This is a genomic window from Nocardia sp. NPDC019395, from assembly GCF_040632335.1.
Lineage (GTDB): Bacteria > Actinomycetota > Actinomycetes > Mycobacteriales > Mycobacteriaceae > Nocardia.
Genome location: NZ_JBEYBT010000007.1, coordinates 16,298 through 38,698, shown reverse-complemented (window position 1 = coordinate 38,698; position 22,401 = coordinate 16,298). Strand labels below are relative to the sequence as shown.

General features: G+C 68.3%; 18 protein-coding genes. 7 read left to right on the top strand and 11 right to left on the bottom strand.

Features of this window, described 5'->3' with window-relative positions; genetic code table 11:
• Positions 1-215: 215 nt before the first annotated feature.
• Genes ABZ827_RS18675 through ABZ827_RS18660 form a run of 4 tightly spaced genes read left to right on the top strand, consistent with a single transcriptional unit; the run spans position 216 to position 2,327 of the window.
• Positions 216-908, top strand: a complete 693-nt coding sequence (locus tag ABZ827_RS18675) for a GntR family transcriptional regulator (RefSeq protein WP_357238064.1) — start codon at positions 216-218, stop codon at positions 906-908.
• On the top strand, positions 905-1,294 hold the full coding sequence (locus ABZ827_RS18670) for a DUF202 domain-containing protein (RefSeq protein WP_357238061.1): 390 nt from the start codon (positions 905-907) through the stop codon (positions 1,292-1,294). Before ABZ827_RS18675 ends, ABZ827_RS18670 begins: the two co-directional genes overlap by 4 nt.
• Positions 1,291-1,611 (top strand): DUF202 domain-containing protein, encoded by a 321-nt coding sequence (locus ABZ827_RS18665; RefSeq protein WP_357238059.1) that lies wholly within the window; start codon positions 1,291-1,293, stop codon positions 1,609-1,611. Before ABZ827_RS18670 ends, ABZ827_RS18665 begins: the two co-directional genes overlap by 4 nt.
• 56 nt (positions 1,612-1,667) lie before the next feature.
• The gene (locus ABZ827_RS18660) at positions 1,668-2,327 is read left to right on the top strand and encodes an endonuclease V (RefSeq protein ID WP_357238057.1); all 660 of its coding nucleotides are present in this window, start codon (positions 1,668-1,670) and stop codon (positions 2,325-2,327) included.
• Between the two features lie 99 nt (positions 2,328-2,426).
• Here the strand turns inward: ABZ827_RS18660 and proB are convergent, their stop codons facing one another.
• The 9 genes from proB to ABZ827_RS18615 form a co-directional block, all read right to left on the bottom strand.
• The gene (gene proB / locus ABZ827_RS18655) at positions 2,427-3,527 is read right to left on the bottom strand and encodes a glutamate 5-kinase (protein WP_357238420.1); all 1,101 of its coding nucleotides are present in this window, start codon (positions 3,525-3,527) and stop codon (positions 2,427-2,429) included.
• Between the two features lie 60 nt (positions 3,528-3,587).
• Positions 3,588-5,048: a GTPase ObgE gene (gene obgE / locus ABZ827_RS18650; RefSeq protein WP_357238055.1), complete on the bottom strand. Its 1,461-nt coding sequence runs from the start codon at positions 5,046-5,048 to the stop codon at positions 3,588-3,590.
• A gap of 102 nt (positions 5,049-5,150) precedes the next feature.
• Positions 5,151-5,417 (bottom strand): 50S ribosomal protein L27, encoded by a 267-nt coding sequence (rpmA, locus tag ABZ827_RS18645; protein ID WP_357238053.1) that lies wholly within the window; start codon positions 5,415-5,417, stop codon positions 5,151-5,153.
• A 42-nt stretch (positions 5,418-5,459) separates the two neighbouring features.
• Positions 5,460-5,771: a 50S ribosomal protein L21 gene (gene rplU, locus ABZ827_RS18640; protein WP_357238051.1), complete on the bottom strand. Its 312-nt coding sequence runs from the start codon at positions 5,769-5,771 to the stop codon at positions 5,460-5,462.
• Between the two features lie 374 nt (positions 5,772-6,145).
• Positions 6,146-9,868 carry a translation initiation factor IF-2 N-terminal domain-containing protein gene (locus tag ABZ827_RS18635; protein WP_357238049.1) on the bottom strand — a complete coding sequence of 1,241 codons (3,723 nt, stop codon included), beginning with the start codon at positions 9,866-9,868 and terminating at the stop codon, positions 6,146-6,148.
• Positions 9,869-10,273: 405 nt separating this feature from the next.
• Positions 10,274-10,690, bottom strand: coding sequence for a nucleoside-diphosphate kinase (gene ndk, locus ABZ827_RS18630; protein WP_357238047.1), 417 nt, complete (start codon positions 10,688-10,690; stop codon positions 10,274-10,276).
• Between the two features lie 378 nt (positions 10,691-11,068).
• Positions 11,069-11,485: a DUF4233 domain-containing protein gene (locus ABZ827_RS18625; RefSeq protein ID WP_357238045.1), complete on the bottom strand. Its 417-nt coding sequence runs from the start codon at positions 11,483-11,485 to the stop codon at positions 11,069-11,071.
• Positions 11,486-11,568: 83 nt separating this feature from the next.
• Positions 11,569-12,939 carry a folylpolyglutamate synthase/dihydrofolate synthase family protein gene (locus ABZ827_RS18620; protein ID WP_357238418.1) on the bottom strand — a complete coding sequence of 457 codons (1,371 nt, stop codon included), beginning with the start codon at positions 12,937-12,939 and terminating at the stop codon, positions 11,569-11,571.
• An 86-nt stretch (positions 12,940-13,025) separates the two neighbouring features.
• Entirely contained in the window at positions 13,026-15,704 is a 2,679-nt protein-coding gene (locus tag ABZ827_RS18615; protein WP_357238043.1) for a valine--tRNA ligase, read from the bottom strand.
• 1,070 nt (positions 15,705-16,774) lie between these two features.
• On the opposite strand from ABZ827_RS18615, the gene ABZ827_RS18610 reads away from it, so the two are divergent.
• Positions 16,775-17,464, top strand: coding sequence for a hypothetical protein (locus ABZ827_RS18610; RefSeq protein ID WP_357238041.1), 690 nt, complete (start codon positions 16,775-16,777; stop codon positions 17,462-17,464).
• 9 nt (positions 17,465-17,473) lie between these two features.
• On the opposite strand, the gene ABZ827_RS18605 is transcribed toward ABZ827_RS18610, so the two are convergent.
• Both ABZ827_RS18605 and ABZ827_RS18600 read right to left on the bottom strand, forming a co-directional pair.
• Complete coding sequence (locus ABZ827_RS18605) at positions 17,474-18,409, bottom strand: diacylglycerol kinase family protein (RefSeq protein WP_357238039.1); 936 nt, start codon at positions 18,407-18,409, stop codon at positions 17,474-17,476.
• 64 nt (positions 18,410-18,473) lie between these two features.
• On the bottom strand, positions 18,474-20,111 hold the full coding sequence (locus ABZ827_RS18600) for an FAD-binding oxidoreductase (protein WP_357238037.1): 1,638 nt from the start codon (positions 20,109-20,111) through the stop codon (positions 18,474-18,476).
• Positions 20,112-20,166: 55 nt separating this feature from the next.
• On the opposite strand from ABZ827_RS18600, the gene ABZ827_RS18595 reads away from it, so the two are divergent.
• The gene (locus tag ABZ827_RS18595) at positions 20,167-20,784 is read left to right on the top strand and encodes a TetR/AcrR family transcriptional regulator (protein WP_357238035.1); all 618 of its coding nucleotides are present in this window, start codon (positions 20,167-20,169) and stop codon (positions 20,782-20,784) included.
• Between the two features lie 65 nt (positions 20,785-20,849).
• Positions 20,850-22,400 (top strand): glycerol-3-phosphate dehydrogenase/oxidase, encoded by a 1,551-nt coding sequence (locus ABZ827_RS18590; RefSeq protein ID WP_357238033.1) that lies wholly within the window; start codon positions 20,850-20,852, stop codon positions 22,398-22,400.
• Position 22,401: the final 1 nt, after the last annotated feature.

The window sequence follows — 22,401 nt, the reverse complement described above, 5'->3', positions numbered from 1 at the left end:
CATAAAATCTGACAGCTCCCTCAAGCTGCCAGGCAAAGCAGAAACCGAATAATGTGTGTATTACCAGTAAGTTTCTGAACCTTGTGATTCACACCATAAGGTAGATTTTGTGTAATCACAAGGTATAGTCGGCGGAAGCAGTGACAGCGGCGGTCGGGTGATCAGTTCCGGCCGGCGTGGCCCCACGGGGGCGACGAGGAGCAAGGGGAGTCCAGGTGTCCACAGCACGACCGGAGAGCGGTCTGGCAGAACACGCGTACCTCTGTCTGCGCCAGGCGATACTCGACCGCAGATTCGAACCGGGAGAACGGCTGTCGGTGGCAGTCGTCGCCGAGCGGCTCGAGGTCGGCAGAAGTCCGGCGCGGGAGGCGATCGCCCGCATCACCTACGAGGGCCTGGCGCAGTTCGAACCGAACAAGGGCGCCGTCGTCGCGAACCCGGATCGTGGTGAACTGGTCGAGATCTACGAGGTCCGCGAGGTACTGGAAGGACTCGCCTGCCGGCTCGCGTCGCAGCGCGTCTCCGCCGCCGACCTGCGCGATCTGCGCGCGATCCTCGCCGATCAGCGCGCCGCCATCGACAGCGGCGATGTGGCACGCCACTACACAGTCGATATGCGCTTCCACGCCCGCGTCCGCGAGATCGCCGCGAACTCGAAGCTGGCCACGCAGCTGTATCTGCTCCAGGACCAGATCCGCCTGGCGATGTCGACCACCCATCGCTCACCCGGCGGGATGCCGCTGGCTCTCGCCGAGCACCACCGCATAGTCGATGCGCTCGAATCCAGGGACGTACTCCTGGCCGAATTCGCCGGGCGCAGCCATATCGCCCGGCTCCGTAAAGATCTGGCGATTGTCGAGCCGACTTCGGCGATATCCGGTCCTTCCGTCGCAGAGCCGTCGCGATGACCCGGGGATCCCATGGATCGGCACCTGGCACGACGCTGCCGCAGCCACACCACGACGAATCCGACCGGGAACCGGACTACCGGTTCACCCTGGCCAACGAACGAACCTTCCTGGCCTGGATTCGTACCGCGTTCGCTCTACTGGCGGGTGGGGTCGCCGTCGGACAGCTGTTCACCGGCGAACTGGATCCGATCACGCACCGGATCTTGGGCGGAGGTTGTGTCGTCCTGGCTGTGCTCGTCGCGGTCGGGGCATTCCTGCGCTGGCGACAAGTGCAGGCGGCCATGCGCCGCGACGGGCCACTACCAGGTCCGGTGATGGTGAAGTTGCTGGTGGGTGGGGTACTGGTGGCGGCGGTCGGCTGCGCGCTGCTCATCGGCCTATGAGCGGCGCCGGCGTTCGCGATCCCGGCCTGCAACCGGAACGCACCGTCCTGGCGTGGCGCCGGACCACACTCACCGCGGTGGCGGTGGGACTGCTGCTCACCAAGGTCGCCGCGCAGCATGCCGGTCCGCTCGGCATCGCGACGGTTGTTGCCGCGGGCCTCGCCGTCGTGGTCCTGGCCGTCGGCCTGCAACGGCGTCGGGGCCGGCAGGGCTCGGAGCAAGTGCGGGCGATGCCTACAGCATTCATGGCGCTGATCGCCGCGAGCGCCGGTGTGCCCGCGCTGGGCGCCCTGGCGGGTCTCCTGTGCCACCTGTGATGCCACAAGTCCGTGGAATATGGGCTCAGTTCAGCGGCGCCTATTAGGCTCCGGGAATGGTGCGGGTACAGCAGTTGCACGAATGGGCGGTGACAGAGGACGAGGCCGTCGCCATCCAGCAGCGGCTCCGGGAGCGGGTTGTGGTGAGCGACGACCACGGCTCGATCAACCGGGTGGCCGGGTTGGACGTCGCCTACCGGGATCCGGATACCGCGGTAGGAGTGGTGACCGTCCTGGATTCGGAGTCACTGACGGTGCTCGATCAGGCGGTCGTGTACGAACAGATCGACTTTCCCTATGTATCAGGACTTTTCGCGTTCCGTGAAGTACCGGCGCTGACGCGCGCCCTGGAGCGGCTGACGGTCGAGCCCGATGTGCTGATCTGTGACGGCCACGGGCTGGCCCATCCCCGCCGCTTCGGGCTGGCCGCACATCTGGGCGTACTCACCGATCTGCCGAGTATCGGCGTGGCGAAGAACTCCTACGGTGAGTTCACCGAACCCGGCCCGGCGCGGGGCGATTGGAGCCCGGTCACCTCCGACGGTGAGACCGTCGGCCGCGTCCTGCGCACCCAGCCCGAGGTCAAACCGATCTATGTGTCGGTGGGACATCGGTTCACCCTCGAATCGGCCTGTGACCTGGTGCTGCACCTGGCACCCCGCTACCGTCTGCCGGAGACCACCCGCACCGCCGACCATCTGGGACGTATCTCCTGACGGACCCCCGGCGCGGGCTGACCTGTTTCAGCGCCACCTCGCCGAACTGTCGGATCAGGCGGCTTCGCCCGCGACGACACCGAACACAGGCGAAGCCGGTCACACTTTGACGAGGTCGTCGGCGTGGATCACCGGACGCTGCATACTGTCCGGCAGCTCCCGAGTGGACCTGCCGAGCATGGTGGCGAGCTCGGCCGCGTCGTATTCCACCACTCCCCTGGCCACGATCGTGCGATCCGGGCCGACCAGATCGACCACATCACCCCCGTGGAACCGGCCGCGCACACCGACGATACCGGCGGCCAGCAGCGACCGCCGGGCATGCGCCACGGCACCGACCGCTCCCGCATCGATGAGTACGGCGCCGCGGCTGTCGGCCGCATGCCGGACCCAGAACCTGCGGGCCGACAGACGTACCGGCCGCGCCGCGAAAGCCGTACCGACCGTTCCGGTTCCGAGGGCGCTCGCGGCTTCGTCCGCCGCGGCCAGCAGGACCGGCACCCCCGCGTCCGCGGCCAGCCGGGCAGCGGACAGTTTCGAGGCCATCCCGCCGGTCCCGAGCACACCGCCGCTGCCGGCTATCACACCGTCGAGGTCGGCGCTGCTACGTACCTCCGCGATGAAATTCGCGTCGCCCTTACGGGGATCGCCGTCGTACAGTCCGGCCACATCGGAGAGCAGGAACAGCGCGTCGGCACCCACCAGATGGGCCACCAGCGCGGCGAGGCGGTCGTTGTCGCCGAACCGGATCTCCTCCGTGGCGACGGTGTCGTTCTCGTTCACCACCGCGACAGCACCCAGCGACCGCAACCGGTCCAAGGTGCGCTGGGCGTTGCGGTGGTGCTCACGCCGGGCGAAATCGTCGGCGCTGAGCAGGACCTGACCGACGGTCCGGTCGTAGCGTGCGAACGAGGTGCCCCACGCGTGGGCGAGGGCGAGCTGGCCGACACTGGCGGCGGCCTGTTTGGTGGCGAGATCGCGAGGGCGCCGGGTGAGACCGAGTGGGGCCAGGCCCGCACCGATCGCACCGGAGGATACGACCACCACATCGGATCCGGCCCGCATCCGCGCCTCGATGGCATCCGCCAGCAGATCCAGTCGCGCGGTATCGAGACCGCCGTGCAGGCTGGTGAGCGCGGACGAACCGATCTTCACCACGACCCGCCGAGCCCCGGCGATCGTCTGCCGGGTATCACTCAGTTCTAGCGGGAGCTGGGTCACGGCCGTGCCCCTGCTCCGCGGTTGACCGGTTTCACCTGCCTACTCCCTGTCTTCCTCGTCATCCACCAGGCCACGCCGCACCCGTGAGGCGTGTTTACGTTCGGCCGCACCGACCCGGTCGGTCTGTTCGAGCCGGATATCGGTACCGCGGCCGGTGGGCACCACATCGGCTCCGGCGGTGATCTGCGGTTCCCAGTCGAAGGTGACATCGCCGATGGTCACCGGTGCGCCCGGTTGCGCGCCGAGACGTACCAGTTCGTCCTCGACACCGAGCCGGGCCAGCCGGTCGGCCAGATATCCGACGGCTTCGTCGTTGTCGAACTGTGTCTGCCGGACCCAGCGTTCGGGCCGGGTACCGCGCACCAGGAAGCCGCCCGGCTCCTCCGGATCGGGCAACACCGAGAACCCGGATTCGTCCACCGCGATCGGGCGGATCACCGGACGTTTCGGCGCGGCCTTCGGATGGGCGATGCGATAGTCCTGGACCAGCTCGGCCAGCGCGAAGGTCAGCGGCCGTAAACCGGCGTGGCTGACCGCGGAAATCCGGAAGACGGGCCAGCCGCGCTCCCGCAACTCCGGTGTCACCAGGTCGGCGAGATCCTCGGCGTCGGGCACATCGGCCTTGTTCAGGATCACCACCCGGGGCCGGTCGGCGAGGTCGCCCAGGCTCGCGTCACCGGTCAGTGCGGGTTTGTAGGCGGCGAGTTCGGCTTCGAGGGCGTCGATATCGGAAATCGGGTCGCGGCCGGGTTCCAGCGTGGCCAGGTCCACGACATGGGCCAGGACCGCGCAGCGTTCCAGATGACGCAGGAAGTCCAGGCCCAGTCCGCGGCCGGAGCTCGCGCCGGGGATCAGCCCGGGAACATCCGCGATGGTGAACGTGGTGTCGCCCGCGTTCACCACACCCAGATTCGGCACGAGGGTAGTGAAGGGATAGTCGGCGATTTTGGGTTTCGCGGCGGAGAGCACAGACACGAGCGAAGACTTCCCGGCCGAGGGGAAACCCACGAGACCCACATCGGCGACGGATTTGAGTTCCAGCACCACATCGCGAATCTCGCCCTCTTCGCCGAGGAGCGCGAAACCGGGGGCCTTACGTGCCCTGGACACCAGCGCGGCGTTACCCAGACCGCCGCGACCGCCCTTCGCCACGACATACCGGTTACCGGCCCCGACCAGGTCCATGAGAACCTCGCCGTCCTTGTCCAGCACGACCGTTCCGTCCGGAACCTTCAGCAGCAGTTCCGAGCCCTTTTTACCGTCGCGGTTCCCACCCTCGCCGGGTTTGCCGTTACCGGCCTTGGCGTGCGGGTGGAAATGGAAATCCAGCAGCGTATGCACATTGGCATCGACCTCGAGGATCACGTCCCCGCCGTTGCCACCGTTGCCGCCGTCGGGCCCGCCGAGCGGTTTGAACTTCTCCCGGTGCACCGACGCACAACCGTGCCCGCCCTTGCCGGCACTCACATGAAGAACGACACGGTCGATGAACTTGGCCATTGCCGGATCATCCTCCTCTGGGGTCGGGTTCCGTAGAAACGCGAAAAGCGGGTCGAGGGTGAATCACCCTGACCCGCTCGCTGTGGTGGAGTCGTCAGCCGGTCAGGCTTCGACCGGCTCCGGGACCACGATGTTGACGGTCTTGCGACCACGCTTGCTGCCGAACTCGACCGCACCGGCTTCCAGCGCGAACAGGGTGTCGTCCCCGCCGCGGCCGACGTTGACGCCGGGATGGAAGTGCGTGCCCCGCTGGCGTACCAGGATCTCGCCGGCTTTGACGGCCTGGCCGCCGAAACGCTTCACGCCGAGCCGCTTGGCATTCGAATCGCGGCCGTTCCGGGAGCTGGATGCACCCTTCTTATGTGCCATTGCTGATACTCCTTCAGCGCGGGACGAAAGCCCTGCGAGTGGTTACTTGATGCCGGTGACCTTCAGGACCGTCAGCGGCTGACGGTGACCCTGGCGCTTGTGGTAGCCGGTCTTGTTCTTGAACTTGTGGATGCGGATCTTCGGGCCCTTGGTCTGCTCGACCACCTCGGCCGCCACCGAAACCTTCGCGAGCTTGTCGGCTGCGGTGGTCAGCTCGGCGCCATCGACGACGAGCACCGGCGACAGTGCCACGGAGGTGCCCGGCGCACCCTCGATCTTCTCGACCTTCACCAGGTCACCGACCGCGACCTTGTACTGCTTTCCGCCGGTCTTGACGATCGCGTACGTTGCCATCGGTCGGCTGCCCTTCTTCCTATAGTGCTCGGCACTCGTTCGCACGGTCGAACCTCGGTTTCGCACCGGGATCCACCGCACGACTGGTCTGATAATCACCGCCGCCTCAGCATCTGGTGGCTCTCGGTATCGGGAACCGGCCACGGAACAGCATGTCGCTGTCGCCGGGCAGCGACTGGCCAAGATTACAGGATGCCGGTTCCCGCGACCAAACCGGTGCCCACTGCCGGGGCCGGATCGGGCCCGTACCCGGGTAAACCCGGTCCGAACCACAGGCCGCCCGTCTGTAGTGCCCGACCTTTTTCACACCGTCGGCGGTCCGGGACACAGCGAAAACGCCCGGTCCGTTTCCGGACCGGGCGCTTCACCTGAACTCAGCTCTCGTCGTCGACCGGCGGTCCGGCCGGACGCCCGGCCGCACGGCGGCGAACCCGCCGGACCGGTACCTCGGCCTCCGTCGGCTCGGTCACCGAATCCTCGATCGGCGCCGGCGGCTGCTCGTCCGCGGTGAGGACGAATACCGCGCCCGCGCTATCGGCGGCCGGAGAAGCGGTGGAACGGGCCACCCGACGTCGACGGGCCCGGGTCTCGGGCACACTGTCAGCAGCCGGGGCGGTTCCGTTCGAACCGGTCGCGGGTGCCGGCTCGACCGACGCGGCGACGCCGTTACCGGTCTCGGTGGACGGCATATCCCGCGCTGCGGTATCCACGGCCGGAATCGCCGCCGGAGGAACCGCGACAGGCTCCCCGCTGCCCGAGATGCTCTCCTCGTCCGCGGCGGTCGAACCGGCGATATCCGGGGTGGCGGCGGGTTGCGCACCGTCCGGGGTCGTATCCGGCACCGTCGCCGCGGCGTTATCGGATGCCGTGCTCGCTGCCGCGGCCTCCGGGGTGGCGGCTTCGGCAGCATCCGGGGTAGTGGCTGCCGCGGTCTCCGGAGTGGAGGATTCCGCGGTCTCCGGGGTGACAGCTTCGGCCGTTTCCGACGCCGCGGCCTCGGATACGGCGTGCACCCCGCTGCCGTTCGATTCGGTGGCGGAACCAGCACCGGCCCCGGCAGCACCGGCGGACCGCCGGACCCTGGCGCGGCGCCGGCGGGGTTCCGCGGCACCCGTCCGATCCGGTTGTGTCTCGCTCCCGGCCGTGGCCTTCTCCGCGGATGTCTCGGTCTCGGGCACGGATTCACCGGCCGTGGCCCGATCCGCGGCCGTCGCCGTCTCGTCGTCCGGCTGGTGCGCGGCCATGGCCAGCGCCACCGGATGGGCCCGTTTGGCCGCCGCGTCCTCTTCCGAGACCTCAGTGGCCGGGGCCGGCGCGGCAGCAGCGGGCGCGGGGGCGGATTTATCGCGATTGCGGCGCCGCCGCGAACCGGATTCACGACCCCGACCGGAGCTCTCCTCGGAGCCCGACTGCTCGACCGGATAGCTGTGCACCAGCAGGCCGCGGCCGTGGCAGTGCTCACAGGTCGTGGAGAAGGCCTCCACCAGGCCCGTCCCGAGCTTCTTGCGGGTCATCTGCACCAGACCCAGCGAGGTCACCTCGGAAACCTGGTGCCGGGTGCGATCACGGCCCAGCGCCTCGGTCAGCCGGCGCAGCACCAGATCGCGGTTCGATTCGAGCACCATATCGATGAAATCGACCACGATCATGCCGCCGATATCGCGCAGCCGCATCTGCCGCACGATCTCCTCGGCGGCCTCGAGATTGTTCCGGGTGACCGTTTCCTCGAGATTGCCGCCACCGGAGCCGGTGAACTTGCCGGTGTTCACATCGACCACCGTCATGGCCTCGGTCCGGTCGATCACCAGGGTGCCGCCCGAGGGCAACCACACCTTCCGGTCCAGCGCCTTGGCCAGCTGCTCATCGATCCGATGGGCCTCGAAAACATCGACCCCGGTGTTCTCGTGCCGGGAAACCCGCGCGAGCAAGTCGGGGGCCACGGTGCCGATATAGCTTTCGACCGTGTTCCAGGAGCGTTCGCCCTCGATCACCAGCTTCGAGAAATCCTCGTTGAACAGATCGCGGACCACCTTCACCAGCAGGTCCGGTTCTTCGTAGAGGGTTTTCGGCGCGTTCGACTCGCCCTCGGCGGCCGCGGTGATCTTGCGCCAGGCGGCCTGCAGCCGTTCCACATCGCGGGTCAGCTCCGCCTCGCTGACACCTTCGGAGGCGGTGCGGATGATCACACCGGCATCGGCGGGCACGATCTCGCGCAGGATCTCCTTGAGACGTTTGCGTTCGGTATCCGGCAGTTTGCGGCTGATACCGGTAGAAGTACCGCCCGGTACGTACACCAGGAACCGACCGGCCAAGCTGATCTGGGTGGTCAGCCGGGCACCCTTGTGGCCGACCGGGTCCTTGCTGACCTGAACCAGCACCTGATCGCCGGGTTTGAGCGCCTGCTCGATCTTGCGTTCCCTGCCGCCGAGCCCGGCGGCCTCCCAGTTCACCTCACCGGCGTAGAGCACACCGTTGCGGCCCCGGCCGATATCGACGAACGCGGCCTCCATACTCGGCAGCACGTTCTGCACCTTGCCCAGGTAGACATTGCCCACCATGGACGCCGACCCGGTACTGGTGACGAAATGCTCGACCAGGATGTTGTCCTCGAGTACCGCGACCTGGGTGGCCGACGGATGCCCGGGGAACTCCTTTTCCCGGACCACCATCACCCGATCGACGGATTCGCGCCGCGCCAGGAATTCCGATTCGGTGAGGATCGGGGGCCGGCGCCGGCCGGCCTCGCGACCGTCCCGCCGGCGCTGCCGCTTGGCCTCGAGCCGGGTGGAGCCGGTTATGCCCTGGACTTCGTCCACGTTCGCGCGGGCCCGGGTCTTGTTCCGCGGCTCACGTTCGTGAACGACCGTATTGGGTGGATCGTCCTCGGCGGATTCGGAATCCCCGGACTCCCCGGCCACCTTCCGCCGGCGCCGGCGACGGCGGCGACGGCTCGAACCGCCCTCCGATTCCTCGCCGGTATCGCCGGATTCCTCGCCGGATTCGTCGGCCTCGGCGGTGTCCTTGTCCTTGCCCTTGTCCTCGGTGTCGCCGGGCGATTCCGAGGATTCGGTGGTGCCGTCCTCCGATTCGGTATCGCCGTCGTTGTCTGACTGCTGTTCCCCGCGCCCCCGACCCCGGCCCCGCCGGCCGCGCCGGCGACGCCGAGGCTGATCGTCGGAGTCGCCCTGATCGGACTGGTCGTCGGCGCCGGACTCCGCCTCGGCCTCGGTGTCCGCGACCGGTTCGGGCTCGGGCTGCTGCTGCTCGGCCTTGCGCCGCCGCCGCAGGTCCTCGGCGGCCGCGACGTCCGGAGAGAGGAACAGCGGGGCCGCGACAACCGCGCTCTCGAAGACAACCGGTTCGACCGAGGCGGGTTCCTCGCGAACCGGGCTAGCGAAAAGGTTCGCCGCGGCGGTGAACGCGGGAGGCGGGGACGCCGGGGGGCTCGTGGTCACCGTGGCAGAGACGGATACGGAGGTCGTCGCAGCGGGTCCGGACGGCTCCTCCGTTCCCTGCGCGGTCTCGGCGGTCTCGGAGGACTCGTCGCCGGGCGCGGCCACCGCGGTCTTCGCCTCGGGGGCCGGAGCGAGGCCCGTCCCGGACGCGACAACCTCGGGTGTCTCGGGTTCTTCCGGTTCCCATACCGCGGCGCCCGCGGCCACCGTGTCCACGTCGATGCCAGGAATTTGCCCGGGATCTGCGCCGAGCGCCACAGCGGCGCTCTCCGCCTGCTCCGTCCCGGTGGGAGAGGTCTCGGTGCCCGTAGCGGTAGCGGGAGCGCCGGCTCCGGACTCGTCACGACCTGTCATGCCGGCGGCGCCCTCGGCCCCGGTCTCCGGCGCGGCGGCGGACGGTTCGAACAGCCCCGGTTCACCGGAGGTGAGGTTGGGGGTGGTCAACGATTCGCGGACCGACTCGGCGACGGCCCGGTCCACGCTCGACTGCGGGCTGCGGGCTTCGGTACCCAGTTCGCTGAGTTTGGCCAGAATGCGTTTACTGGTCACGCCCAGCCGTTTGGCGAGGGCATGCACTCGGATTCGCTCCGGCAAGTGATCGTCATCCTGTGATGTTGTGTCCAGCGGCTCTTGATCGGCCACGAAGTCTCCTCGGGCCCCCGGGCGCGTTCCTCTACGAGTGACGCGGCCGTCGCGGGGACGCTTTCCGTCCGCCTCGCGCTGTTGACGCAAGGTCAATGGTCTCGCCCCGCGTGCCCGGTTATCTCCACTATCGAACGTCGGTCGGGCTAACTGGCCACGCGGCGCCTGGCATATGACTGAACTCCGCGGGGCGAGCACTCGTCCAGCGCGCCGGGCAGACGCAGCCGAGGTCTCCGGCTGTGCGTCCGCGGCAGCGATGGCGGCATCGTTCCGCAGCGTGTCATCCGATCACACCCTGTGTCGGGCGCAACCATGTACCAGTATCCCACACCATGCGCCAGGTGTTCGCCATGGCGCTGCGCAAGGCACTCGCACGGGTCCGGAAAGCCCGTTACCGGGCAGTGTTCAGAGCGGGAATTCGGGGAACCAGAGGGAGATTTCGCGCTTTGCGGAGTCGGGCGAGTCCGAACCGTGCACCAGGTTCGATTGGGTCTCCAGGCCCAGATCACCGCGGATACTGCCGGGGGCGGCTTTTTCCACCGGATCGGTGCCGCCGGCCAGCTGCCGGAACGCGGCGATCGCCCGCGGACCCTCCAGCACCGCGGCCACGACCGGGCCCGAGGTGATGAATTCGATCAGCGAGCCGTAGAACGGCTTCTCGGCGTGCTCGGCGTAATGGGCGCCCGCCAGTTCCTCGCTCACCTGCTTGAGCTCGAGGGCCGCGATCTTCAGGCCCTTGCGCTCGACCCGGCTCAGCACCTCGCCGACACAGCCACGTGCCACGCCGTCCGGCTTGATCAGAATCAATGTCTGCTCTGTCACGCGGGCCAGCCTAATGGGCACCCTCGGCCGGAGCCCAACCGCAGTGTCCTTGGTGCCGCGGCCCGGGGAGCTCAGGGGCCCGCGTGGGGACCGGTCATCCGCGCTCCGGCGACGCGGGGTTGTATCGATTGCGCTGACGCCGGCGGGGCGGGGTTGGGACCATCAACCCTGATCGCCGCTGCCCCCTGGTCGCGGCGTACACCATCCAGGAAGGGGCGGGGCTGTAATTTTGGAGCCGCTCCGCGGCTCGAGGGCGGGGCCCTGTTAACCCGGTTCTTCACTCCCGCCGGTCGGTCGCTGCGCTCCCTTCCTCTGGTCGCTCCAGAACCGGGCGGGCCCCACCCGGAGGGGCTGGTGGAGAGGGGGCACGAGTGAGGGTCAGAGGCTGCCGCGGGGGCGTTGGCTGGGGAGGGTTCCGGCGGCCATTCGGCGTTTGACGTCGGAACGGAGGACCAGGATGAAGGCCCATACGGCGAGGAAGACGACGCCGATCACCGCGATGGAGATGTGGAAGATACCGCCGGCCAGGACAAGGATCTGAAGGCCCAGGTTGAACGGGACGGCCCAGGAACGCCGTTGTAACCCGGCGCCGGCGATCATGAGTGCGGCCAGCACCACCAGATAAGTCCCGGACGCCCAGGTGACACCACCGGCGATATCGGCGACCACCGGCAACGCGAGCAGAACGGTGATCGCCTCGAGCACCAGCGCCCCCGCCATAACCCCGCGCAGGCCCTTCCACGGATCGGGTGCGGCGGGCGACGGCTCCGGCCCCGCAGTCTCTGGCTCACTCATGGTCTATATCTTGCGCCGCCCACGACATCGCACCTCCGGTGCCCCCTCCCCCGATCACCACATATACCTGGCTCACTGATCCCTCAGCCCGGGTTCTTGCCGAAGAGAGCGCGCGCGGCACCGGCCGTTACCACCGACCCTGTGACGACCACCCCGGCGCCGGAGACCATCTCCCCGGATTCACCGACCTCCTCGGCGAGTGCGACGGCGGTTTCCAGCGCATCGGGCAGGCCCGCCGCCGCGACGACGCGTTCGTCACCGAAACGCTGCACTGCCAGGTCGGTGAGCCGGTCGACCGGTAGAGCGCGGGGGGAACCGTTGGTGGTGACGACTATCTCGTCGAAGACCGGTTCCAGCGCGGCGAGGATCCCGGTGGCATCCTTGTCGCCGAGCACCGCGACCACGCCGACCAGCTTGCGGAAATCGAACTCCGAGGTGAGCGTCGTGGCCAGGGCGGCCGCACCCGCCGGATTATGCGCAGCGTCGATGAAAAGAGTGGGCGCGTTGCGCATCCGTTCGAGGCGGCCGGGGCTCGTGACCGCCGCGAAGCCGGCGCGGATCGCGTCGATATCGAGTTGTCGCTGTGCGCCCGCCCCGAAGAACGCTTCCACCGCGGCCAGGGCGAGCGCCGCGTTATGGGCCTGGTGTTCGCCGTGCAGCGGCAGGAAGATCTCGTCGTACACGCCGCCCAGCCCCTGGAGCTCCAGCTGCTGACCCCCGATCGCGACCCGGCGACTCAGTACCTGAAACTCCGATCCGGCCCGCGCGACGGCCGCGTCGACTTCGACAGCACGCCGCAACAGCACCTCCATGGCTTCGGGGTCCTGTTCGGCGATGATCGCGACATTGTCGACCGGGACCAGTGCTTCGGGCGCGGGTTTGATGATCCCGGCCTTCTCCCCGGCGATAGAGGCCAGGTCAGGTCCCAGATAGTCGATGTGGTCGAGACCGATGGGGGTGATCACAGAGACCTGGCCGTCGATCACATTGGTGGCGTCCCAGCTGCCGCCCATCCCGGTTTCCACCACCGCCACATCGACCGGCGCCTCGGCGAACGCGGCGAATGCCATAGCCGTGACGACCTCGAATTTGCTCATGGCCGGACCGCCCGCGGTGGACGACTGGGCGTCGATCATCTCGATATAGGGCTGCAGTTCGCGATACAGCTCGACATAGTGCGCCGGTGTGATCGGCCGGTTGTCGATACTGATCCGCTCCGTGGCCAGTTGCAGATGCGGGCTGGTGATCCGGCCGGTGCGGCGGTGCAGGGCGGTGAGCAGGGAGTCGATCATCCGGGACACCGACGTTTTGCCGTTCGTCCCGGCGATATGGATCGCCGGGTAACCGCGTTGCGGCGAGCCCAGCACATCCATCAGTGTGGCGATCCGGCTGAGTGACGGTTCGATCTTGGTTTCCGGCCAGCGCTGATCGAGTTCCGCCTCGACCAGCGCCATCTCGGCCAGTTCCACCGGTGACGGCCCGGTACCGAGCCGGGCGCCGCCGTGCTGCGGCTCCGGTTCGGGGTTCGGCTCGTGCTCGTTCACTTGCCGATCAGCTCCGCCAGCCGGGCCCCGATACGGTCGACCTCGGCCGCGGCCACCGTGCGCCGCGACCGGATCTTTTCCACCACCGGTTCGGGCGCCTTGGCCAGGAACGCTTCGTTGCCGAGTTTGGCCTCGGTACCTGCGAGCTCCTTCTGCGCGGCCGCCAGATCCTTCTCCAGCCGGCGGCGCTCGGCCACCAGATCCACGGTGCCCGACGTATCCACCTCGACCGTGACCGTCGTACCACTCAACCGCACCTCGACCGACGCCGTGGCCGCGAAGCTCTCCCCCGGTTCGGTGAGCCGGCCCAGATTGGCGACCTCGGGGTACAGATGAGTGAGGCCGGCGGTGTCCAGACCGAGCACCCGCGCGGCGACCTTCTGCTTATCGTTGAGGCCCTGGTCGCTACGGAACCGGCGGATCTCGGTGATCAGCCGCTGCAGATCCGCGATACGCTGCGCGCCCGCGGTATCCGCGGGAACCCCCGTCGGCCGCGGCCAGGCCGCGATCACCACCGACTCCCCGGCGGTCAGCGCCTGCCACAGCGATTCGGTGACGAACGGGATCACCGGGTGCAAGAGGCGCAGCACCGAATCGAGCACCGAGCCGAGTACCACCCGGGTGGATTCGGCTCGCTCCTCGCTTACGGCGAACTGGACCTTGGACAGTTCCAGATACCAGTCGCAGAGCTCATCCCACGCGAAGTGGTAGAGCGCCTCGCAGGCCTTGCCGAATTCGTAGGCGTCGAACGCGGCGTCGACCTCGACGAGCACCTCGTCGAGCCGGTCGACGATCCAGCGGTCGGCGTCGGTGAGCGAATCGCGCGCCGGCAGATCACCCGGGCGGGCGCCGTTCATGAGCGCGAACTTGGTGGCGTTGAACAGTTTGGTGACGAAACTGCGTGAGGCCAGCGCATGCGGTTCGCCGACCGACAGATCGCCGCCGGGCTGGGCGCCGCGGGCCAGCGTGAACCGCAGCGCGTCGGCACCGTAATCCCGGATCCAGTCCAGCGGATCGATACCGTTGCCGCGGGATTTCGACATCTTCTTGCCGTACTGATCCCGGATCAGGCCGTGCAGGAAGACATCTTTGAACGGAACCTGGTACTCCGCGGCTTTACCGCTGGTCACCGCGGCATCGTCCGCGACGAAGGTCCCGAACATCATCATCCGCGCGACCCAGAAGAACAGGATGTCGTAGCCGGTGACCAGCACACTGGTCGGATAGAACTTGGCCAGTTCCGGTGTGGCGTCCGGCCAGCCCATGGTGGAGAAGGGCCACAGACCGGAGGAGAACCAGGTGTCCAGGACATCCGGATCCTGGACCCAGCCCTCCGGCGCCTGCTCATCCGGGCCGACGCAGACGACCTCCCCCTCGGGGCCGTACCAGATCGGGATGCGATGCCCCCACCACAGCTGCCGCGAGATACACCAGTCGTGCATATCGTCGACCCAGTCGAACCACCGCGGTTCCTGACTCGACGGGTGGATGACGGTATCGCCGTTGCGCACCGCATCACCGGCGGCCTTGGCCAGCGATTCGACCTTCACCCACCACTGCATGGACAGCCGCGGTTCGATGGGTTCGCCGCTACGTTCGGAATGGCCGACACTGTGCAGGTACGGGCGTTTCTCGGCAACGACCCGACCCTCCGACGCGAGCCGTTCGCGGACCTTCACCCGGGCTTCGAAGCGGTCCATCCCGTCGAATTCGGTGCCCGTACCGGTGATCCGGCCGCGCTCGTCCATGATCGTGGGCATGGGCAGGTTGTGCCGCAGCCCCATCTCGAAGTCGTTCGGATCGTGCGCGGGGGTGATCTTCACCGCACCGGAACCGAATTCCGGATCGACATAGGAGTCGGCGATGATCGGGATCTTCCGCCCGGTGATGGGATGTTCGAGCGTGCTGCCGATCAGATCCCGGTACCGGGGATCATCGGGATGCACCGCGACGGCGGTATCGCCCAGCATCGTCTCGACCCGGGTGGTGGCGACGATGACATGCGGTTCGGCATCGTCGAGCGACCCGTAGCGCAACGACACCAGTTCACCGGCGACCTCGTCGTATTTGACCTCGATATCGGAGATGGCGGTGCGCAGTTCCGGCGACCAGTTCACCAGCCGCTCGGCCCGGTAGATCAAACCGGCGTCGAAGAGCCGTTTGAAGATGGTCTGCACGGCCCGGGACAGGCCCTCGTCCATGGTGAACCGGTCCCGCGACCAGTCGACGCCGTCGCCGAGCGCCCGCATCTGTCCCTGGATCGCGCCGCCGGACTCGCGCTTCCAATCCCAGACCTTCTGCACGAAGAGTTCGCGGCCGAAATCCTCTTTTGTCTTACCGTCGACGGCGAGCTGTTTCTCGACCACCGACTGGGTCGCGATACCGGCATGATCCATCCCCGGCAGCCACAGCACTTCGTAACCCTGCATCCGCTTACGGCGCGCGAGAGTGTCCATCAGGGTGTGGTCCAGGGCATGTCCCATATGCAGGGTGCCGGTGACGTTGGGTGGCGGCAGCACGATCGAATATCCGGACGCGGAACTCTGCGGATCGGCGGCGAAGTAACCGGCGGCTACCCAGCGTTCGTACAGGTCGGCCTCCACCTCGCCGGGATTCCAGCTCTTGGGGAGGGCATCGGCACGATTACGCGTGTTGTCAGGGGCTGCGCTGGTCACGCAGCGATTCTAGTGTTAGCGGCGTGGCCTCCGGCGGCGCGGGGGCGGGCTGTGTTTATTGGAGCCGCTCCGCGGCTCGAGGGCGGGGCCCTGTTAACCCGGTTCTTCACTCCCGGCGCTCAGTCGCTGCGCTCCTTCGCTCTGGTCGCTCCAGAACCGGGCGGGCCCCGCCCATGAGTGGTGAGCGAAAAACAAGGGGTTTGTCGGGGTGGAGTCTGGAACCTGGGGGCTTTGGCGCCGCGGGTCGATTACCGGAGTCGGGTGGGAGGGGCGGAGAAAGCCGAAGGCGGAGCCTTCGGTGGATGAGGGACACCGAAGACTCCGCCTACCTGGACAGCCTACCGCCGATCGGCGAGGTCGCCCCTAATCCATAACTAATTCTCAGCTTGAGCACCGGAATTCTCAGCCCCGTCACTAAGCACGCACCCGCCGATACCCTGCGGTGACAAACCCGCTCCCGGAACACCCGCCCCGGAAACGCTTCCGTTTCACCTTATGGTGTCCGAGACCCGTCTCCGATCTGAACCGATGAAGCGCAGCGCAGCGACCGAGCGCGGGAAAGATCAAGGGAACCGGAACCCGCAACACCGAAAGCGGCACCTAAGACAAAGTTCGGAGCCCACCCCAGATCCGATCTGACCAATCACGGAACTAAGCACCCAACGGTGTATCCCGCTTCCGGAGTTCGCCTGATCCCCTGCTCGGCTCGCTCACCATCCATGGGCGGGGCCCGCCCGGTTCTGGAGCGACCAGAGCGAAGGAGCGCAGCGACTGAGCGCCGGGAGTGAAGAACCGGGTTAACAGGGCCCCGCCCTCGAGCCGCGGAGCGGCTCCAAAATTACAGCCCGCCCCTTCACGGATGGTCTACGCCGAGAGCGAGGCCATCTCCACCGTTGATCTACGTCGAGCGCGTGACATCTCCACCGTTGGACTACGCCGAGCACGTGGAGACCTTCGCAGTTGGTCTACATCGAACAGAGGCTCTATTTCAGGACCCGCCCCACGCCGCCCGCGACAGCGCAATAGATACCGTGTTGCCGAAATCGATCTCACTGGGGACCCTGGACCACGTGAACCCCCCGCTCGACTCGGTCCCGTTGCATCCACCCGAATCCGTCTTCCCCGAATCGGATTCGCTTGCCCTGTGCCCCCGGGCCGTCGAGGATCTACGGGGACGGCCGACCGGCGAACTACGCTATCCTCCCACTGCCGCAGTGATTTTCGCCGGTATCCCGGGTGCCGGTAAGAGCACCGCGTTGCGCAAACTGTTCGGCGCCGGCCCCGAAGCCGAATACCCGCCACGGGGTCCCGGTAATTCGCTGGTGCTCGATTCGATCCAGGCACGTAACTCCTGGCGGCACCGCATGGCGTGGGTCCCCTACCCGCTGTGGCGTCCGGTGGTGCATATCGTGCATTTCCACCGGATCTGGATCGCGTTGCGCGACCACGGCGGTCCGGTGGTGATCCACGATTGCGGCACTGTCGGATTCACCCGGCGCATGCTGGCCCGCTGGGCCGTCCGGCGTGGACGCGAATTGCACCTGGTCCTGCTCGACGTGCCCCCCGCGGCCGCCCGAGCCGGTCAGTTCGCCCGCGGAAGACGCGTCGGCCGCGCCTCGTTCCACTGGCATGTCTGGCGCTGGAGACGCCTGCTGGACCGGGTGGAAAGCGGAGCAGGACCCCGGCCCCGGCCGGAGTCGGTGGTGCTGCTCGACCGCGCGGGTGTGGATCAGCTGCGCGAAATCCGGTTCGCCGCGTGATCCCGCGGTTCAGGGCGTCAACACAGTCAGTGCCCGGGGGGCGATACGTGCGGTGAGCGGTAGATGCCCGGCCGGTTCGCCGTCCGCGGTGGCGGGGGCGCCGGGGGCGCTCAACCGCACCGATTCGACCCGGTACTGAGCGACGGCGGGGTGTTCGATCCGTTTACCCGCGGAGAGGGCGGGCAGAATGCGCAGCATCTCCGGATGCGACACCTTGCCGACCACGGTCACATCGAGCAGTCCGTCGTCGGGGACAGCGTCGGGGCAGATACGCATTCCGCCGCCGTAAGTCGTGGTGTTACCCACCGCGACCAGCAGCGCTTCGGTCTCGACAACCGGATCCGGATGCTCGCCGCCCATTTCGATCCGGTACGGGACCGTGGTGCCGTGGGCGATCTCGGCGACCGCCGCGAAGGTGTAGCGCAGCCGCCCACGCGGGTGGCGCATCCGGTTGGCGCGCAGGGTGACCCGGGCATCGAAGCCCGTGCAGGCGACGGTCGCGAACCACATGGGTTCGTATCCGCTGGGTTCCAGCCGGCCCAGATCGATCCGGCGGGCCCGCCCGTGCCGGATCAGGTCGGCGGCCGGGCGCGGATCGTCGCCGATACCGAATTCGCGGGCGAGGTCGTTACCGGTGCCGGCCGGCACCAGCGCCAACGGGACCGCGGTGTTCGCGAGTGGGTCGAGGATCGTGGAGACCAGGCCGTCGCCGCCGACGCAGACGACCACGTCGGGCGGTCCGGCGGCCAGGACATCGCGTAACCGCCGGCGTGTTTCGGCGGCCGAGGGGGCGTGGATCTCGATGATCTCCACACCGTCGCGGGAGAGCTGGTCGACGACTGTATGCGCCGCGTCACGGGCTTTGCCCTGGCCGGCGGCGGGATTGGTCACCACGGCGACCGCGCGCACCTCGCGGAGATCGGTCCCGCTGCCGGTCTCGGTCAACGAACCTCCCTCGGATGGTATTGATGCGGTCGGTGGAGGCCGCGGCGAAGGCGGAGGTATCGCATCATGGCAGCAGTGTGCCAGGGTTGAGGATTCCGGCCGGATCGATTTCGCGTTTCACCGCGCGCAGCACCCGGATACCCAGCTCCCCGATCTCGTCCGGTAGCCAGGCGCGATGGTCGGCGCCGACCGCGTGGTGGTGGGTGATGGTGGCCCCGGCCGCGGCGATCGCGTCGCCGGCGGCCTGCTTCGCGGTGCGCCACTGAGTGATCGGATCGTCGAGAAGTTTCGCCACCACGGTGAAATACAGGGAGGCTCCGGTCGGATAGGTGTGCGAGATATGGCACATGACCAGCGCGGGAGTGCCCTGGGCCGTCAGTGCGTCGGTGAGAGCGGTGGTGACCTGCGTTTTGAGCTCGCTCAGGCGGCTCCAAGTGGTGGCGGTTTCCAGGGTTTCGCACAGGACTCCGGCGTCCAGCAGCGCATCGCGCAGATAAGGCGCCGCGAAGCGGCCGTGTTCCCATTCTCGCGCGGGGCCGGGTCCGAGTTCGGTTCCGCCGGCGGCGCGTAACAGTTCGGCCGCCTCGGCACTGCGCGCGGCGATATGGGCCGCACTGCCTTCGAAGGTGGTCACCGCGAGACATCCGGTAATCGGTGCGCCACCGATATCTCCGGCACGTGCCAGATTCAGACCGGTTTCGGCCTCGTCCGACAACCGCAGCACCGTAGGTGCCGCACCGGTCTGCACAACCGAGCGCAAGGCGGCGGCGCCGGTGGCGAAATCGGGAAAGGACCACGCCATATGGGCGGTGTCCGCGGGTATCGGATGAACCCGGACGGTGACCTCGGTGAGCACCCCGAGCGCCCCTTCGGAGCCCAGGAACAGCTCACGCAGATCCGGTCCGGCCGCCGTGGCGGGCGCGCGCCCCAGTTCCACTGTCCCGGTGGGTGTCGCGACCCGCAGGCGCTGGACCATATCGTCGAAACGGCCGTATCCCGCGGAAGCCTGACCGGATGAGCGGGTCGCGGCGAAACCGCCGATACTCGCGAACTCGAAGCTCTGCGGGAAATGACCGAGCGACAGACCGTGTTCCGCGAGCAGTTGTTCGGCCCGCGGTCCCGTGACCCCGGCACCGAAAGTGGCAGTACCGGATATCGGATCGCAGTCCAGCATGGCGTCGAGGCGGCGCAGGTCCAAAGCGATCACCGTGTCGAACTGCCCGCGCACCGGGTCCAGTCCGCCGACCACGCTGGTACCGCCGCCGAAAGGCACCACGGCGATGCCCTGTTCGGAGCAATAGGCGAGAACGGCAGCCACCTGCGCGTGCCCGGCCGGGTAGATCACGGCGTCCGGTGCGTCCTGCGGGCGCGCCTCGCGGCGCCGCAGCAGATCGAGGGTGCTCTTACCGCCGGCGTGCCGTAACCGGGCGGCATGTTCGGTGGATACGTGGTCCGCGCCGACCAGCCGGACGAGCCCGGCACGCCGGTCCGCTGACAGGACCGGCGTCCGCAGCGGCACATCGCCCTCATCGCGACGCGTCGCCGGTTCCCCGGAGGCACCGAACACCTGGCCGAGCAAACCGCGGATCTGCTCCGGCAGTGGCGTGTGCCCGGCGGGAACACCCCAGGCGTCCCACACCATATCCGGTCGGACCGCGTCCGCGGCCGGTTCTGCGTCGGTCTCGCCCTGCCCAGTGGTCATGCGTTACAGTTTGACATGTTCTGTCAAGTAGTAACTCGAGATGAGGTCGCTACCCGTGCCCACTGGCACTGTTCCCCCGGACCCCGATACCGGTTCCGTCGACCGGTCGATCCTGGACGCGGCGCGTGACTGCGTCGCGGAATTCGGGGTCCGGCGCACCACCCTCGCCGAAGTCGCCCGCCGGGCCCGGGTCAGCCGGCCGACCGTCTACCGCCGCTGGCCGGACAGCGGTGCGCTGATCGGAGAACTGCTGGTGCGGGAACTGCATACGATCATCGCGGCGGCCATGCCCGCCGCGGGTAACGCACGCACCCGCCTGATCACGGGCGTGGTGACCGGCGCGGCGCAGGTTCGCTCGAACCCGTTGTTCGGCAAGATCTTCCGCACCGACACCGATCTGATGCTCACCTACGTCTTCGGCCGGCTCGGCCGCAACCAGCGGGTCCTGCTCGAGCTGTTCGTCACCGGTATCCGGGAGGGCCAGGCCGACGGGTCGGTGCGGCCCGGCGACCCCGGGCAGCTGGCGGCGATGATGCTGCTGATCGCGCAGTCGGCCGTGCAATCGGCGGCCACAGTGGCCGAACTGCTCGACGAGCCCGCCATGGACACCGAGCTCCGATATGCCCTCGACGCGTATCTCGCGCCCGGGGCCCCCTCGTCCAGGAAGGAGTAGCGCACGGCCGATCGCGATACTTCGCCTTCGCCACCCGCCCAGGTGGGCGGCCGTGCCACGAAACTATGGTCACCAGCCCCTCCCGATCAGCCGGACCGGCGCTCGACGCACGCCGCCGCAGCCGTGAACTCAGCGCACTCGGCGACGACCCCACCGTCGATCTGCTGGTTGTCGGTGGCGGGGTGACCGGGGCCGGGGTCGCTCTGGACGCGGCCGCGCGCGGGTTGCGGACCGTACTGGTGGAGAAACACGATCTGGCGCACGGCACCAGCCGCTGGAGTTCGAAGCTCGTCCACGGCGGCCTGCGCTATCTGGCGAGCGGCCGGATCGGCATCGCGCACGAGAGCGCGGTGGAACGCGGGATCCTGCTCCGCCGCAATGCCGCCCATTTGGTGCGGCCCCTTCCGCAGCTGGTGCCGTTGCTACCCGGGATCGGATTCTCGTCACGGGCACTGATCCGCACCGGATTCCTCGCCGGAGATATCCTGCGCGCCGGCGCGGGCACACCGGCCGCGCTACTGCCGCGGTCCCGCCGGGTCACCCGGGCCGAAGCACTCCGGCTGGCCCCGACCGTGCGGCAGGACGGACTGCGCGGCGGATTACAGGCCTGGGACGGACAGCTCGTCGACGACGCCCGCCTGGTGGTAGCGCTCGCGCGGACAGCGGCCGCACACGGCGCGACCGTCCTCACTCGCGTCACCGCCGAAGCGGTCACCGGCGACCGGGCCACGCTGCGCGACACCCGGACCGGGGAAACCCTCACCGTCCGTGCGGCGGCTGTCGTCAACGCCACCGGCGTATGGGCCGACGAGGTCGATCCGAGTATCGAACTACGTCCCAGCCGGGGCACCCACCTGGTATTCGACGCCGAATCCTTCGGCGGCCTCACCGCGGCGCTCACTGTCCCGGTCCCCGGTTCGGTGGGCCGCTTCATCTTCGCCCTGCCCGCCCCGCACGGCCGGGTCTACCTGGGGCTCACCGACGAGGACGCGCCCGGGCCGGTCCCCGACGAACCACAACCCACCCCCGCCGAGATCGATTTCCTGCTCGATACCGTGAACACGGTCCTGCGTACCCCGCTGACCCACAGCGATATCCGCGGTTCCTTCGCCGGACTGCGCCCCCTGCTGCGCACCGCGGGCGACGATACCGCCGATATCTCCCGCGAGCACGCGGTGCTCACCTCGCCTACCGGGCTGATCACGGTGGTGGGCGGCAAACTCACCACCTACCGCAAGATGGCCCAGGACGCGGTCGATACCGCGGTATCCAGTGCCTGCCTGACCGCCGGACCGTGCCGGACGACCGATCTGCCGCTGGTCGGCGCGGTCGGCGCGGCGGCCCGGGACCGGCTGGTCGCACCGCGGCTGCTGATCGAACGCTACGGCGCCGAAGCCCCCGCGGTCGCGGCACTGGCCGCGGCGAACCCGGAACTGGCCGAACCCGTGGCGCCCGGAATCGACGTGCTGGCGGCGGAGTTCGCGTGGTCCCTCGCGCAGGAGGGCGCCCTGGACTCCGGCGACCTACTGGACCGCCGCACGCGAATCGGCCTGGTACCGGAGGACCGCGCGGCGGCCACCTCCGCCGCCGAGGCGGCGGTGGCCCGGGCCGAATGAC